Genomic DNA, 13,482 nt, shown 5'->3' with positions numbered 1-13,482 from the left:
GGCACGTCCTCGCCGCTTTGCGGCTGCGGGATGTGCCCTTGGGAAACCCCTCCCGGCGGGCGGGCCTTCGGATAACCTCTCAGGACCATAAGCTGAGGGAAAGTTTGTGAGCTGGTCGGGCTTTGCCCGGCCAGCTCTTTTTGTTTTAAAATACCTGCTCAGTTGTGTGGTTTTGTGCTGGGAGGCATCTGTGGGCAAAGCTAAGGCTAAAGCGAAGAAAAAGACGACGGGGGCGCGGGCTAAGCGCGATCGTCGCCGGAAGCTCGCGACCGAGGCTCCCGCATCTGCTGAGGAGCTGCTGGCAAGCGTGCCGGGACTCGACGCGCTGCAGGACGTTCCGGCGTTTGATGACCTGCCGGTCGATGAAGCCCAGCAGACTGCCTTTGATGATTTCTGCGCACATGCCGAGGAGCCCGAGCAGATGCAGCTTGGCGCCGTGGTGCGCTTGGATCGCGGGTTTCCGCTGGTGGCTACTGCCGACGACACCTTTCGCGCCGAGCATGCCGTGGGGTTTGCCAAGTCGCGCGGCGAGGACGAGGTAATGCTGCCCGCCGTGGGCGACCGCGTGGCGGTGCGCCGTGCGCCCGGGCACGACATGTGCGTGATCGAGTGCGTCCTGCCGCGCCGTACGAGTTTTGAGCGCTGGCGCGGACGTGCTCGCGGTGAGCGTCAGGTGCTTTGCTCCAACGTGGACAGCGTGCTGATCGTGCAGGCGCTCGGTGCTGGCGAGGTGCTGCTCGACCGCGTGGCGCGCTCGCTGGTTTTGGCGTTCGACTGCGATGCCGAGCCGGTGGTGGTGCTCACCAAGGCCGACCGCTGCGAGGCCGCGGAACTCGAGCGCGATCTGGATCGCGTGCGCCGTCTGGTGGGCCCGGACGTGCGCGTGATCGTGACGTCCTCTGCCGAAGGCCGTGGTTTGGATGAGGTGCGCTCCTGTGTGCCGGCGGGAACGTGCGCCATGATCCTGGGTGAGTCGGGGGCCGGAAAGTCGACGCTGCTCAATGCGCTGCTGGGCCACGATGCGCTGGCTACCGGTGGTGTGCGCGAGCGCGACGACCAAGGCCGCCATACCACGGTCGCGCGCGTGATGGTGGCGCTGCCGGGCGACGCCGGCGTCATTGCCGACGCTCCGGGCCTGCGCAGTTTGCCACTCGTTGGTCACGAGCGGGGCCTGGCGCGTGCCTTCCCCGAGATCGTCGAGGCGTCGCGTGCGTGTCGGTTTGGCGATTGCACACATACCCATGAGCCGGGTTGCGCCGTTCGCGAGGCCGAGGACGCCGGGCAGATCGACGGCCTGCGTCTGGAAACGTTCCAAAACCTGGCGTCATCCATGCGCGTGAGCGCTCAAATGCTCGATCCCGATGTCCATCTGTAATTGATTTTTCCTATGACAGCCGTCTCCCAACTGTTCGGGAGACGGCTTTTTTGCTGCGGAAAAGCCTCGAAACATGCAGTTTGCTGACGTGCTGGCCAAAACCTTGCCACGAGCTTGACGGGCTGGTCAGTTTTTGGTCAGCGATTGGTTTGACATCGAAAACCAAGATCGCGATTGCGCCGCTTTGCACTCTGACCGCTCAGACAATGGTGGTACGGGCATTCGCCCGGCACTGCCATGAGAGGAGCGGCTGTGAACAAGAGCAAGCGCATCGCCATCAGTCTGGTCGCGGGCGTGCTTGCCGCGGCGCTCTGCATGGTCTACGGCTCGTCGATCCGCTCGCAAGCCGAGCGGGCCCAGGCCGAGACTTTGGCAAAATACGGGGGCGATCGCGTCGAGGTATGCGTTGCGGCGCGCGATATCGATGTGGGCGAGACCCTCGATGAGACCAATGTCATAACCCAGGAATGGCTGACGAGCCTGCTGCCGCGTGACGCAGCGACCGAGCTGCGCCAGGTGCGCGGCGACGTGACGACTTCGCGTATTCCCAAAAACGCCGTGATCTGCAATGTCTACACCAAGGCCGAGAGCCACAAGCTCGAGGTGCCTAAGGGCAAGGTCGCCGTTTCGGTGGCGGTCGATGCCGAGCACTCGGTCGGCGGCGCCACGGGCGTGGGCAGCTACGTGGATGTGTATGTGCAAAAAGACGGCGTAACCGATCGGCTGTGCGGCGCGTACGTGATCGATACCAGTGAGGATTCCGGTGCCACGCGCGAGGGCAAGATCGAATGGGTGACGCTGGCGGCTGACCCCGAAGACGTCAAGGAACTGCTGGGCGCCTCGGGCAAGGGAACGGTCAGCTTGACGATTCCCGCCACGGCGCGCGGCAGAAAGAGCGGAGGCGACGAGTGATGAAGGCGATCTGGCTTGCGTGCTGCGCGTGCGGCGATTACGGGCTGTTGCAGCGGGAAGTCGAGGGCCGTGATGCGGGTGCACAGGTGCTTCGCGTGGGTGACCTGGACGGGCTGGTTTCCATGGCGCGGGCGTTTCCGTCGCGCCGCGGGGCTGCCATCATCGCGGCGTCTCTGTTTGATACCGAAGATGTGCGCAAGACTGTTGCGCGCCTGACGGTCGAAGGCCGCGTGAGTCGCGTGGTCGTGTTGATAGAAGCGCTCGATCCGTCGGATATCGAGGGGCTGTTTCGCGCGGGGGCGACCGAGGTCATCGCTGCGCACAGTATATGCGGCAACGGGCACGCGGGCGAGGGAGCGGTTGATTCTGATCGGCGCATGACGATTGAGCCCGATGCTTTTGTTGATAGGGAACCCGGGGCGCCTCGCGCTACAAGAGGCCCGCGTGTTGATGATTATGGAAAAGCGGAAGCCGAGCATGGTCGGCGCCCCCGGAACCCCCTTGTATACGATGACGCTGGAGGGCCGGCACAGCATGCTGGCGACTCCCCGGCTGTAGATATGGGATACGTGCACGGCGTGAATCTGGCCGATGAACTGGACGAAGTTGGGGGCTTTGACGGGTGCGGCGAGTTGTCGCCGATGCAGCATGAGCAGATTGCACAGAACGAGCCTGCCTCGCAGACCGAACAAGCTGCCATGCCGGCTTGGACGCAGCGTGTGGTTGCGGCGGGGGAGACGGGGACGCTGTCACCGACGCCCGCCCCGCCGCTTCAGATGCCGCCGGCAGACGCCGCCGCTCCGCCGCATCGAGCTCCGGTCATCTGCGCCATTTCGGGTTCGGGCGGTTGCGGCAAGTCGACGATTGTTGCCACCATGGCACACACATCGTCGCTGTTGGGCTTGCGTGCCGCCGTGCTCGACCTGGACCTGATGTTTGGAAACCTTTACGACTTGTTAGGCGTCGATGCTCCGCGCGATATAGCGGCACTTATTGAGCCGTCGGCGGCGGGCGCGCTCGCCGAGCCGGATATCGTAGCCGCATCGATGCGCGTGGCGCCGGGCGTTACGCTCTGGGGTCCCGTCGCGGCGCCCGAGCAAGCCGAGCTCATGGCACGTCCGGTGGAGCTACTGCTTGATGTTCTGCGTCGCGAATCCGACGTGGTCTTTATCGATACCTCGGTCTTTTGGGGCGACGCCGTGGCGGCTGCGGTGGCGGCGAGCGACCGTTGTCTGGTCGTTGGCGATGCGGCGGTGTCGTCCGCGACATCGGCGTCGCGCGTCATTGAACTGGCAAGTCGAGTAGGTGTGCCGCGCACGCGCATGAGCGCTGTGTTCAACCGGTTCGGTGCGCGCGGGGCAGACGAGGACGTCGCCATGCGCTTTGAGATTGCCTGTGCGTTGAGCTCCAAGATTCGTATCGCCGATGGCGGACAGGATCTCGCCGCGCTCATGGCGTTTGGGCGCGCTGACGAGGCAGTGGGGCAGACCAGCGCTTTTGCGACCAGCGTGCGCAAGGCCACGCGCGAGATGCTCGTGGAACTGGGGTGCGCCGTCGGCCCTTGGAGCGATATGGTCGCCGACCGTGCAACACGCACCGAACGCCCGCGCATTCGCCTTCCCTGGTCGCGCGAGGGTGATCAGCGATGAGCCTGCAAACGAGGATTAGGGCTGCCGGCGCTGCAGCGACGGCAGCGCCTGTAGATGCAGGGCGTCGCCGCGCGGTGAAACGACGCACCAAGCGCGCCGTAATGGACCGCATGGGTTACGACGAAGTGGCGCGTATCAGCGCCTATATCGACCCGGCGCTTGCCCGCTCGGAATTGCGTCCCGCGGTGGAGGCGGCGCTCAATGTTGAGGAGCCGACCGATCTCGCGACGCCCGAGCGCGAGACCATCATCGACGAGATTTTGGATGATGTGGTGGGCTTGGGGCCGTTGCAGCCGCTCATCGAGGACGACACCGTTACCGAGATCATGATCAACGGCTGCCGCTCGGCTTTCTTTGAACGCGGCGGCGTTTTGTATCCCATCGAGCACGCGTTTGAGGACGACGAACAGATCCGTGTGCTAATCGACCGCATCATCTCGCCACTTGGCCGCCGTATCGACGAGCGCAGCCCCATTGTCAACGCCCGCCTCAAAACGGGCTATCGCGTCAACGCGGTGATTCCGCCTGTGGCGATTGACGGACCGATTCTCACCATCCGAAAGTTCTCGGACCGCATCTGCTCACTGGACGAGCTCGTGGGGTTGGGATCGCTGCCGCTTTGGTATGCGCAGCTGCTGTCGTGCGCGGTGTCGCTGCGACAGGACCTGGCGGTTGCGGGAGGCACGGGATCTGGTAAGACCACCCTGCTCAACGCGTTGTCATGCGAGATTTCCACCGGCGAGCGCATCGTGACGATCGAGGACTCTGCCGAGCTCAAGTTTGCACATCATCCGCACGTGGTGCGCCTAGAGGCGCGCGAGGCTTCAATTGAGGGTGAGGGCGCGGTGACGATCCGCGACCTGGTAACTAATGCCCTGCGCATGCGCCCCGACCGCATCGTGGTGGGCGAGGTGCGCGGTGCCGAGTGCTGCGACATGTTGCAGGCCATGAACACGGGCCACGACGGGTCGCTCACCACACTTCATGCGGGTTCAGAACAGGAGACCGTGGTGCGTCTGACGTTGCTTGCACGTTATGGCATCGATCTGCCGAGCGAGCTCATCGAGGAGCAGATTGCCATGGCGCTCGACGGCATCGTGATGTCCGAGCGCCACGCCGATGGCAGGCGCTTTGTGGCCTCATATTCGGGGGTTCACCGCGGCGTGTCGGGCGGTGTTGAGCTCGAACGCTACGTGACTTTCGATGCCGCCGAGCGCACCTGGACGCTCGACCGCGAGCCGCCGTTTATCGCAGAAGGCCTGCGGTCGGGGACGCTTACACAAGAGGAGGTGGACGAATGGAGATCGCTATGCCCCTCGTCGTAGGGGGCTTGGCAGGGCTTTCTGTCGCGACGGTGTGTGGGGCAGAGCCTCGTGTGCCGCGGGTACCGCCGGCGGAGCTGGCACGTCAGGCGCTCGGGACGGTGGCAGAGAAGCTGCCGCGTGAGCTGGTGGAAAACGATCTGCTGAAAAAGATCGCCCGTTCGTGGGCATCGTTGGTCCCCACAGATCGCTTTGGGCTTGCTATTGAGGATAACGCGACTCGCCTAGCATTTCTGCTGCTATCGAGCGGTGTCTGCTGTGTTTTGCTAACGATGGTGTCGTTATCGCCCCTCGGATTTGCCTTGGGACTTGTTGCCCCGTTTGCCGTTGGCGTCGCCCGGGATGGCTTTGAGAGCCGGCGCGAGCAACACGATGTGGAGGAGGCCATGCCCGAGGCGTTTACCGCACTTTCCATGTCGCTTGCCTCGGGACATTCGCTGGCCCAGGGCATGCGCTTTGTGGGCGCTCATGCGCAAGAGCCGGTGCATACCGAGTTTTTGCGGGTGGCGGCGGCGATCGATTGCGGCATCTCGGCGACCGATGCGCTCGACGACCTGCTTGTCCGCATCGACGCCCCCGGGCTTTCGCTTGTCGCGTTGGCGCTCAAGGTGTCGCAGCGAACCGGTGCCCCGCTTGCCGACCTGCTGGCCGAGGCGTCGAGCATGGTGGGGGAGCGCATTGAGCTCAAGCGCCGCCTGGATGTCAAGACGTCGCAGGCCCGCATGTCGGCGCATATGGTCGCGGCGATGCCGGCGGGCATGTGCGCGGTGTTGGCGCTGCTTTCGGCAGATTTTCGTCGCGGTCTTGTGACGCCTGCCGGTGCGGGCGCTGTGGTGCTGGGTCTTGCCCTCAACGCCGTTGCCCTGGTGGTTATCCGGCGCATTATGAGGGTGGAGCTATGAGCGCCCTGGTTGCAGTTGCGGCTTGCCTGTGCGCCCTGAGTGTATTTGTCGCGACGGGTTTGGATCGGGCGGATGCACGCAAGATCGCAGGTACCTGCAAGCGCGAGGCAGTGCTGGTCGCTGCTGCGGGTCGCTCGGTGGCCGATGCCCTGACCGCGCGAGTGAAGGGCGCGGTTGGGGCGGGCGGCCCGGCGCGAGTGTCGCTCGGCGAAGTGTCCGAGATGATCGATGTTGTTCGCTTGGGTCTTTCGGCCGGTCTTTCGTTTGATGCGGCGCTTGAGATTTTCTGCGCCAACCGCCGGTCAGTGCTGGCTCTTCGCCTTGAGCGGGCCCGCATGGCGTGGCAGGTGGGCGTGGGCACGCGTGAGGACGAGTTGTTGGCCGCCGCGCGCGACCTGGACGTGCGAGCGCTCGAGACCTTTGCCATCACGGTGGGGCAGGCGCTCGCCCTGGGTGCCCCACTTGCCGAGACGCTGGCCGCTCAAAGTCGCGAGATCCGTGCAGCTCATCGCGCCGCGGTTGAGCGCGAGATCGAGCGTGCGCCCGTCAAGCTGCTGATTCCCACCGGCACGCTCATCTTGCCGGCGTTGCTTCTGTCCATATTGGGCCCGCTGCTGGGAGCAGGCGGGATGATGTAGGGAGGAATACATGAACACGATGGTCGAAGTTGCTGACAAGGCTTGGAACTGGGCTTTTTGCCGGGCGATCCGCGCTCGCCAGCATGCCAAGGAACTGTTGCAGGAGGAGAGCGCGCAGGGTACCACCGAGTACGCCATTTTGGTGGGCGTGCTTGTGGTGATCGCGATTATTGCCATCGTTGCATTTAAAGGCAAGGTTAAAGAGCTATGGGATGCGATCAGCGAGGGCATCAACAGCCTGTAGAGGGCGAGCGCCCCATCGGGGTGCTGCTGGTGTTTGCTTGCCTGATCGTGGCGATAGCGGCGGTGCTTTGGGGGCTTAACTCCGCGCGGCAGCAGCGTCCTGGGGCCGCCTTCGACTCGGGCTCAGATTCGGCGGTGGCGTCTCAAAAAGATGAGACGCGAGATGCGGACGATTCGGATGTCGCTGTCACGGCGCAAACCTTTCTGCGGACGCTCGACAAGCGGTCTGCCACTGCGACGGATTCGCCTGAGGGCAACGCGATTGCGGTCCGGCTTGCATGGTCCGAGGACCGACCGATGACCGAGGCGGCGGCGGATATGTTACGCGCCTACCGCGAGGTGCCAACGGCCCAGCTCGCCCTGAGCGGCTATCTCGATATTAAGGGCAACGTATGGGGCGCCATCGTGCGCGATGGACGCGGCTGGGTCGATATGGTGACGGTTGCTGCGGATGTCGGCGATGCTTCGTGCCGCCTGCGCGTGATCCGCCTGAGCCCGCAGGCATCGAACTCAAAGGAGGGGTCGTGAAATGCATGACGTCCTGCGCGAGGAATCTGCCCAGGCGACGGTCGAATACGCCATCGTCACGGTGGCGCTGCTTTCCATCGTGCTGGCGATCGCGGGACTTTGGCGTGCTGGCACCGATGGGCGCTTGGCGGCGCTGGTCGAGCGGGCGGCATCCCATGGCGTTGCCTCGACGTCGGTTATCGACGCCGCTGCGGGCGCTAAGGACATCGCGTTGTATTGATATCGCGCGCGAGGACCGGGCGCAGTCTACGGTCGAGGCCGCTTTTTTGCTGCCGACGTTTCTGACGCTCATCCTTCTCGCACTGCAACCGGTGTGCCTGCTCTATACGCGCGCGGTCATGGAGTCTGCCGCCGCCGAGACCGCGCGGCTCATGACCACGACGACGGCGGAGGACGATGATCTTAAGGAGTTCACCCGCCGCCGGCTTGCCGCAGTGCCCAACGTTTCGATCTTTCATGCCGGCGGGCCGTTGTCGTGGGATATCGAGCTTGGCCGGGCCGGTGCGGGTGGCGTCTCGTCCGTGTCCGTTTCCGGCGAGGTCAAGCCGTTGCCTGTGATCGGTGCGTTTGCGCAGGCTATGGGTGGTACAGCCGAGGGCGGCTACGTTGAGCTCAAGGTCAATGTCTCGTATCAATCGCGTCCCGAATGGCTGGAGGGAGATTATGATTCGTGGATTGCTGCATGGGATTAAGCGTTTCTGGTCTAGACGCGTTTTGACGCGCCGTCCGAGCTGCCATCGCAAACGAGGCGGCTTTATGGGTCGAGCCGGTGTCGACCTGTTTATCGAAGACGGTGCCTACACCACGCTTTCCTCTGCCGTGGTCATCCTAGTGGTGCTCACGTTGTTGTTTTCGTCAACCGCGGCGATATGGAGCATGTCGCGTGCCGGGGATACCCAGATGGCGGCCGATAGCGGCGCGCTGGCGGGTGCCAACGTAGTGTCGTCCTATCACACTGCTGCCACGGTGGTTGATGCGAGTATCTTGAGTCTGGGGCTGGCGGGGTTTGCCACGATCGGGACGGGCCTGGTCGCCATCCTCATCCCGGGTGCCGAGCCGGTTGCCGGCAATATGGTCGACACCGGGATTGGGATCATTAAAACGCGCAACAAGTTTGCCAAAAGCGCATCGGAAGGCTTACAGAAAATCGAGACGGCTCTGCCGTATCTGGTTGCCGCGCGAGCTACACAGGCGGTGTCGGCGCAGGATACCGATAGCGTGAGCTATACCGGTACGGCGCTTGCCGTGCCCAGGACATCCGAGTCCGATTTCGTTGCGCTCGAGGGGTCCGAGATCTCGACCGATGCTATTAAAGACACGTCAGATGATTTAGAGCTCGCAGCCAAAAAGTTGAAGGAGGCTTCTGAAGATACGGCGAAAGCAAAAGAGCGCGCCTGGCTTGCGGACTGCGGCGGGTCGGACAAGGGCACGATTGGTAGCCGTTCGTGCATGTGGGAGCGCGCGAAGAAGCTGGCGTCGCTGCCGGGCGAGCTCAACCCACATTACGCATCGAGCGTCACGTGGGAGCCCCAGGTGGCGCTTGACCGAGCGAGAACATATTACCGTCAGCGCCTGGCAAATGAGAAACCGCTCGGCATCAGTGTTGAGATGCAGGCGGAGTCTGCCGCTCGAAAGGCGTTCTATCGGTATGCCGGTGAAGAGCTCGGGCGTGCCTCCATCGTGGACGACGGCACGAGCGTCGTCGCGGACCTGCCGCTGCTGCCGCGCAATGCGGACGAGGTCAGGGCGAGCGATCTTTATACCGATGCCGCGTGGCCGACGAGCAGCAATGACGGCAAGACGTACATCCATTATGGAACTGGCTGCCCAAACTATAAAAAGGGAGCGCCGGGAGGACTGTCATCGGTTGCTGACTTTGACGGGAGAGAAGCATGCGACCGCTGCCATTTTGGAGTCAAGACACTGGGTGCCGTCGCCGCTCCTTCTACATCGATCGAAAACGGCTTCGAGTATCACTTTGACAAGTTCAAAGACGCCATGGAAGACTACGCCGAATGCCGCAACAAAGAGCTTGAGCTCGAGCGACAGACCGAAGGCGAGGCCGATCGCGCGGGAAGCGCATTCGATCAGGCCATTCAAGCGCTTTCGGGTGAGCGTCCGCGTATCGCGCCGCCCGGTCGCAATGGCGTGGTCGCCCTTGCGGTTTCGGGCGATATGACCAGCCCCGATCAACTTAACTCCTCGTTTAACACGGCGGTTGAGCTTGGCAGTCGCGGTGCCATCTCTGCCGCGGTGCTGGCGCCCGATGAGGCGACGGCGCAAAACAACGTGCTTTCGCGATTTTTCTCGACATTGAAGGAACGCTCGGGCGGCGTTGCCGGCGTGCTCGACGGCGTCATGGATGTTTGGGGACGGCTGCTCGTAGGATACGGTGATATCCAAGGTTCGGCCGACGAACTTATGGACGAGATGATTAAAGACCTAGGAGGGGGCGGCGGCGCGTTGGGCTCCATCGCATCGTGGCTCGGCGATACCGTTTCGGCGTCCGTGGCGGCGCTGGGTTTGGAACCGTGCGACTTGCGCCTGCGAAAGCCGGTGCTGACCGATTCCGCCAACGTCATTAAGAGTCCGGGGTCTGACATTGCTGGTCTCTCTCAAGCGCAAGACAAGCTGCGAGGTATTCCGTTGGGCGTGACCGATCCCAAGGCGCTTTGCGAGGCGTTGGAATATCAAGTCGAACGCACCATTGGCGGTACGGTGTTCACGCTTGCGGAGATTCCTCTGCCCGGCGGCGGCTCCATTCCACTCACCGTCGATGTCGCCACGCTGGTTGGCGCTCTGGGCGGTGGGTCGTAATGAGTATCCGCATGCGTCTGCGCGAGGAGCGCGCCCAAGCGACGGTGGAGATGGCAGTGGTTACGCCCGTTTTGCTGGTGCTGGCACTCATCGTGTACAACGTCATGATCTTTGCCAGCGCTGTCGCGCGCTTCGACCGCGTGGTGCCCGACGTCGTGTTGGCGCACGCCGTGGCGTCGGAGGGGGAGGGCGACGAAAGCTCTGCCGATGCCTCGGCGACGGTTCAGACTCAAATTCTGAATGCCATGGAAGGCTATGACTTGCAGATCGAAGTGTCGAGCGAGCAAGGCGCGGAGGCATCGGATGGTGGCCTGCTCTCCCTATCCGGTACGTTTAGGACCTACACCTGCACCATGCACTATGAGCCGTGGCCGACTTCTCTCAGCATCGCTGGCGTTCCGCTGGGGGCGCCGACAACGTTGTCGCACGAGCGCGCGGTGACGGTCGATCCATGGCGTCCGGGGGTGGTCATGTGACCGCGGTCTCGTCCTACATCGCTTACGCGCGGGCACTCAACAGGCTGGGTTGGACGCCGGCCGAGTTTGCGGTGGCGGAGTCGTTCGTCGTGCGCCTGCGCGGCATGCTGGGACGGCGTCCGGTTGCCGCCAACGGCCTGCCGCTCGTCATGGCGTTTCCGCACTGTTCCTCGGTCCACACATGTTTTATGGCCTATCCCATCGACATTGCCTTTATCGACCGCAACGGCAACATCCTCGCACGCTATGAAAACGTCCGTCCGTGGCGCATGTGCTCTCACCCGTGCGCCTGGGCCGTACTGGAACGTCCCTCAATCCTCGCCTCGCTCCCTGCCCTCCAACAAGTGCCGGCGTAAGAATTGGCGATAGCGGACTTTCGTCATACGAAATTGGGTAAGATGGAGGAGAAGATGCATGGATGTTGAGATCCATCCCAACGCTAAAAAGCACCTGACGGAAAAGCAGGTGCTTAGCGCCTGGCTTGCGGTTACTGAGTGCATTCGTCGCGAGTCGAAGGACGAGCCGCCGAGATGGCTTGCGATTGGATGGCTCCCAGACGGACGAAGCGTGGAGCTTGTCGCGGTCGAGCTTGTCCGTGGGTGGCTTATCATTCATGCCTTGTCTCCAGTCCAGAAGAAATTTTGGCAGAAGATTGAACAGACTCGGCAAAGGGGTCGATGATGGGCAAGACGTATACGGCCGCTAATGGTCAGGTTGTAACGGATGAAATGATTGACGCGTGGTGCAAGTCGTACGAGCGCGGAGAGTTTCCGGATGGCGAACACACCGTTGGTGGGATTGTGCATGGACGGCCCCCACTCTCAGGTGAGGGGACGGCAACGCTGTCGGTCAAGATTCCTCTGGGAATGAAGGAGGCCATTCGTCGACGGGCGGCTGTCGAGGGGATGACGCCAAGTGAGTTTGCCCGTGTGGCTCTGAGTGAAAAACTTCTTGCTTCCGGCTGATGCCTCTGACGTGCCGATTTATAGAACCAAGGCTGTGCTCAAAAACTTTTTTAAAATTCTCGGTTGACCGGAACGCGTCCTTGGTTATACTAATCAAGCCTTGAAACAAGGCACACCTCAAATGGCTGGGTAGCTCAGTTGGTAGAGCAGAGGACTGAAAATCCTCGTGTCAGGGGTTCGATTCCCTTCCCCGCCACCTTGAATTGACTAGGACCTCTGCAAAGGGGTCCTTTTCTTTTATGCAGACCCCACATGGAATCGAACCCCGTGAGGGCGCGGAGCTGAGTAAACGCGTAAGCGTTTGCCAGCGCAGCTCGCAAGGCGCGCAAGCGCCGCAGCGGTCCGTCCGCGCAGCGCGCGGACGCGATTCCCTTCCCCGCCACCTTGAATTGACTAGGACCTCTGCAAAGGGGTCCTTTTCTTTTATGTAGTCCCCTGCGGAAAGCGCATCCCAGACATTCCTCCCGCTTTTGCGTCACTTTTCAGACCATTCGGTCGCCTGCCCGCACGCGCGGGTATACTCAAAACGATACTTTTCCTATGCAATACGATGCGGGCTCGACCTGCACGATCCGAAGGGGGCAGTGATGGAGAGGATACTCGGCGTTAATCTCTCTGGCTGGTTTATTCCCGAGCCTTGGGTGACCCCGTCGCTGTACGCGGCGACCGGTGCATCCAACGCGGCCGAGCTGCAGGAGGCCATGGGCACCGCCGCCTATAACGAGCGCATGCGTCGTCATTACGAGACGTTTGTGAGCGAGGATGATTTTCGCCGTATGGCGCAGATCGGCCTCAACGCCGTGCGCCTGCCGGTGCCTTGGTATGCCTTTGGCTCACAGGAGTCCGATGCCTCCTACATCTCGGTTGTCGACTACATCGACCGCGCGATTGAGTGGGCTGCCAAGTACAACATTCGCGTGCTGCTTGACCTGGCAACTGTGCCCGGTGGTCAGGGCGATTCCAACGATTCGCCCACCACGCCGGAGGCTGTTGCCGAGTGGCATTCGTCCACTAACGGCCGCCATGTCGCACTCGACGTGCTCGAGCGTTTGGCCGATCGCTACGGTGAGGCCGAGAGCCTGCTGGGCATTGAGCTGCTTGACACGCCGCAGATGAGCGTCCGCAAGAGCCTCTTTACCATGACGGATGGCATTCCTGCTCACTACCTGCGCAACTTCTATCGCGATGCTTACGAGCTCGTCCGTTCGTATATGCCCGAGGATAAAATCGTCGTCTTCTCGTCTTCGGGGTATCCCAGCGAGTGGAAGCATTTTATGCGCGGCACCAAGTACAAGAACGTCTACATGGACCTTCACCTGTACCATTACCGTGACGAGTATGCACTCGACATCACGAGCCCCCGCGGGCTGACGACGGCGATTTCGCGTAACAAGCGCGAGCTTAAAGAAGCGATTTCGACGGGGTTCCCCGTGCTGGTGGGCGAATGGTCGGGTGCGGCGATCTTTGCCAACTCGTCGGTTACGCCCGAGGGCCGCAATGCCTACGAGCGCGTGTTCATCGCCAATCAGCTGGCATCGTTTGCGCCGGCTGCCGGTTGGTTCTTCCAAACGTGGAAGACCGAGAAGCGTATTGCGGCATGGGATGCCCGCGCGGCGCTCGGTACGCTCGAGCGCGGCATGATTGAATAGGTTGAT

General features: G+C 62.4%; 16 protein-coding genes and 1 tRNA gene. All 17 read left to right on the top strand.

Annotation, left to right across the window (positions count from 1 at the left end; genetic code table 11):
• The first annotated feature begins 421 nt into the window (after positions 1 to 421).
• The 17 genes from rsgA to DW732_RS00160 all read left to right on the top strand — a co-directional run bounded on the left by rsgA (position 422) and on the right by DW732_RS00160 (position 13,476).
• Positions 422 to 1,375, top strand: a complete 954-nt coding sequence (gene rsgA / locus DW732_RS00240) for a ribosome small subunit-dependent GTPase A (RefSeq protein WP_199569690.1) — start codon at positions 422 to 424, stop codon at positions 1,373 to 1,375.
• A 252-nt stretch (positions 1,376 to 1,627) separates the two neighbouring features.
• A complete protein-coding gene (cpaB, locus tag DW732_RS00235; protein WP_233539306.1) occupies positions 1,628 to 2,287 on the top strand; it encodes a Flp pilus assembly protein CpaB in 660 nt (219 codons plus the stop codon).
• Complete coding sequence (locus DW732_RS00230; RefSeq protein WP_118098046.1) at positions 2,287 to 3,936, top strand: P-loop NTPase; 1,650 nt, start codon at positions 2,287 to 2,289, stop codon at positions 3,934 to 3,936. Before cpaB ends, DW732_RS00230 begins: the two co-directional genes overlap by 1 nt.
• Complete coding sequence (locus tag DW732_RS00225; protein WP_118098044.1) at positions 3,933 to 5,261, top strand: CpaF family protein; 1,329 nt, start codon at positions 3,933 to 3,935, stop codon at positions 5,259 to 5,261. Before DW732_RS00230 ends, DW732_RS00225 begins: the two co-directional genes overlap by 4 nt.
• Positions 5,234 to 6,160: a type II secretion system F family protein gene (locus DW732_RS00220; protein WP_118098042.1), complete on the top strand. Its 927-nt coding sequence runs from the start codon at positions 5,234 to 5,236 to the stop codon at positions 6,158 to 6,160. Before DW732_RS00225 ends, DW732_RS00220 begins: the two co-directional genes overlap by 28 nt.
• Positions 6,157 to 6,798, top strand: a complete 642-nt coding sequence (locus DW732_RS00215; RefSeq protein WP_117734714.1) for a type II secretion system F family protein — start codon at positions 6,157 to 6,159, stop codon at positions 6,796 to 6,798. Before DW732_RS00220 ends, DW732_RS00215 begins: the two co-directional genes overlap by 4 nt.
• 10 nt (positions 6,799 to 6,808) lie before the next feature.
• A complete protein-coding gene (locus DW732_RS00210; protein ID WP_117734713.1) occupies positions 6,809 to 7,042 on the top strand; it encodes a hypothetical protein in 234 nt (77 codons plus the stop codon).
• On the top strand, positions 7,006 to 7,569 hold the full coding sequence (locus DW732_RS09815; RefSeq protein WP_147336106.1) for a hypothetical protein: 564 nt from the start codon (positions 7,006 to 7,008) through the stop codon (positions 7,567 to 7,569). The genes DW732_RS00210 and DW732_RS09815 overlap by 37 nt, the downstream gene beginning before the upstream one ends.
• 1 nt (position 7,570) lies before the next feature.
• A complete protein-coding gene (locus DW732_RS00200; RefSeq protein ID WP_117734711.1) occupies positions 7,571 to 7,789 on the top strand; it encodes a hypothetical protein in 219 nt (72 codons plus the stop codon).
• Complete coding sequence (locus DW732_RS00195; protein ID WP_118098040.1) at positions 7,725 to 8,261, top strand: TadE/TadG family type IV pilus assembly protein; 537 nt, start codon at positions 7,725 to 7,727, stop codon at positions 8,259 to 8,261. The genes DW732_RS00200 and DW732_RS00195 overlap by 65 nt, the downstream gene beginning before the upstream one ends.
• A 64-nt stretch (positions 8,262 to 8,325) precedes the next feature.
• Positions 8,326 to 10,386: a hypothetical protein gene (locus tag DW732_RS00190; RefSeq protein ID WP_118098038.1), complete on the top strand. Its 2,061-nt coding sequence runs from the start codon at positions 8,326 to 8,328 to the stop codon at positions 10,384 to 10,386.
• Positions 10,386 to 10,862 carry a TadE/TadG family type IV pilus assembly protein gene (locus tag DW732_RS00185; protein ID WP_118098036.1) on the top strand — a complete coding sequence of 159 codons (477 nt, stop codon included), beginning with the start codon at positions 10,386 to 10,388 and terminating at the stop codon, positions 10,860 to 10,862. Before DW732_RS00190 ends, DW732_RS00185 begins: the two co-directional genes overlap by 1 nt.
• Positions 10,859 to 11,218 (top strand): DUF192 domain-containing protein, encoded by a 360-nt coding sequence (locus DW732_RS00180; RefSeq protein ID WP_233505075.1) that lies wholly within the window; start codon positions 10,859 to 10,861, stop codon positions 11,216 to 11,218. The genes DW732_RS00185 and DW732_RS00180 overlap by 4 nt, the downstream gene beginning before the upstream one ends.
• Before the next feature lie 58 nt (positions 11,219 to 11,276).
• Positions 11,277 to 11,543, top strand: a complete 267-nt coding sequence (locus tag DW732_RS00175; protein WP_117734706.1) for a hypothetical protein — start codon at positions 11,277 to 11,279, stop codon at positions 11,541 to 11,543.
• Positions 11,543 to 11,827, top strand: coding sequence for a CopG family transcriptional regulator (locus DW732_RS00170; protein ID WP_117763570.1), 285 nt, complete (start codon positions 11,543 to 11,545; stop codon positions 11,825 to 11,827). The genes DW732_RS00175 and DW732_RS00170 overlap by 1 nt, the downstream gene beginning before the upstream one ends.
• Before the next feature lie 123 nt (positions 11,828 to 11,950).
• A tRNA-Phe gene (locus tag DW732_RS00165) sits at positions 11,951 to 12,023 on the top strand.
• 391 nt (positions 12,024 to 12,414) lie between these two features.
• The gene (locus DW732_RS00160) at positions 12,415 to 13,476 is read left to right on the top strand and encodes a glycoside hydrolase family 5 protein (protein WP_117634285.1); all 1,062 of its coding nucleotides are present in this window, start codon (positions 12,415 to 12,417) and stop codon (positions 13,474 to 13,476) included.
• Positions 13,477 to 13,482 lie beyond the last annotated feature (6 nt).

This window comes from Collinsella sp. AM28-11LB (assembly GCF_003469895.1).
In the GTDB taxonomy this organism is placed as follows: Bacteria; Actinomycetota; Coriobacteriia; order Coriobacteriales; family Coriobacteriaceae; genus Collinsella.
The sequence above is the reverse complement of the archived record's forward strand: the minus strand, read 5'-3'. Positions and strand labels throughout refer to the sequence as shown.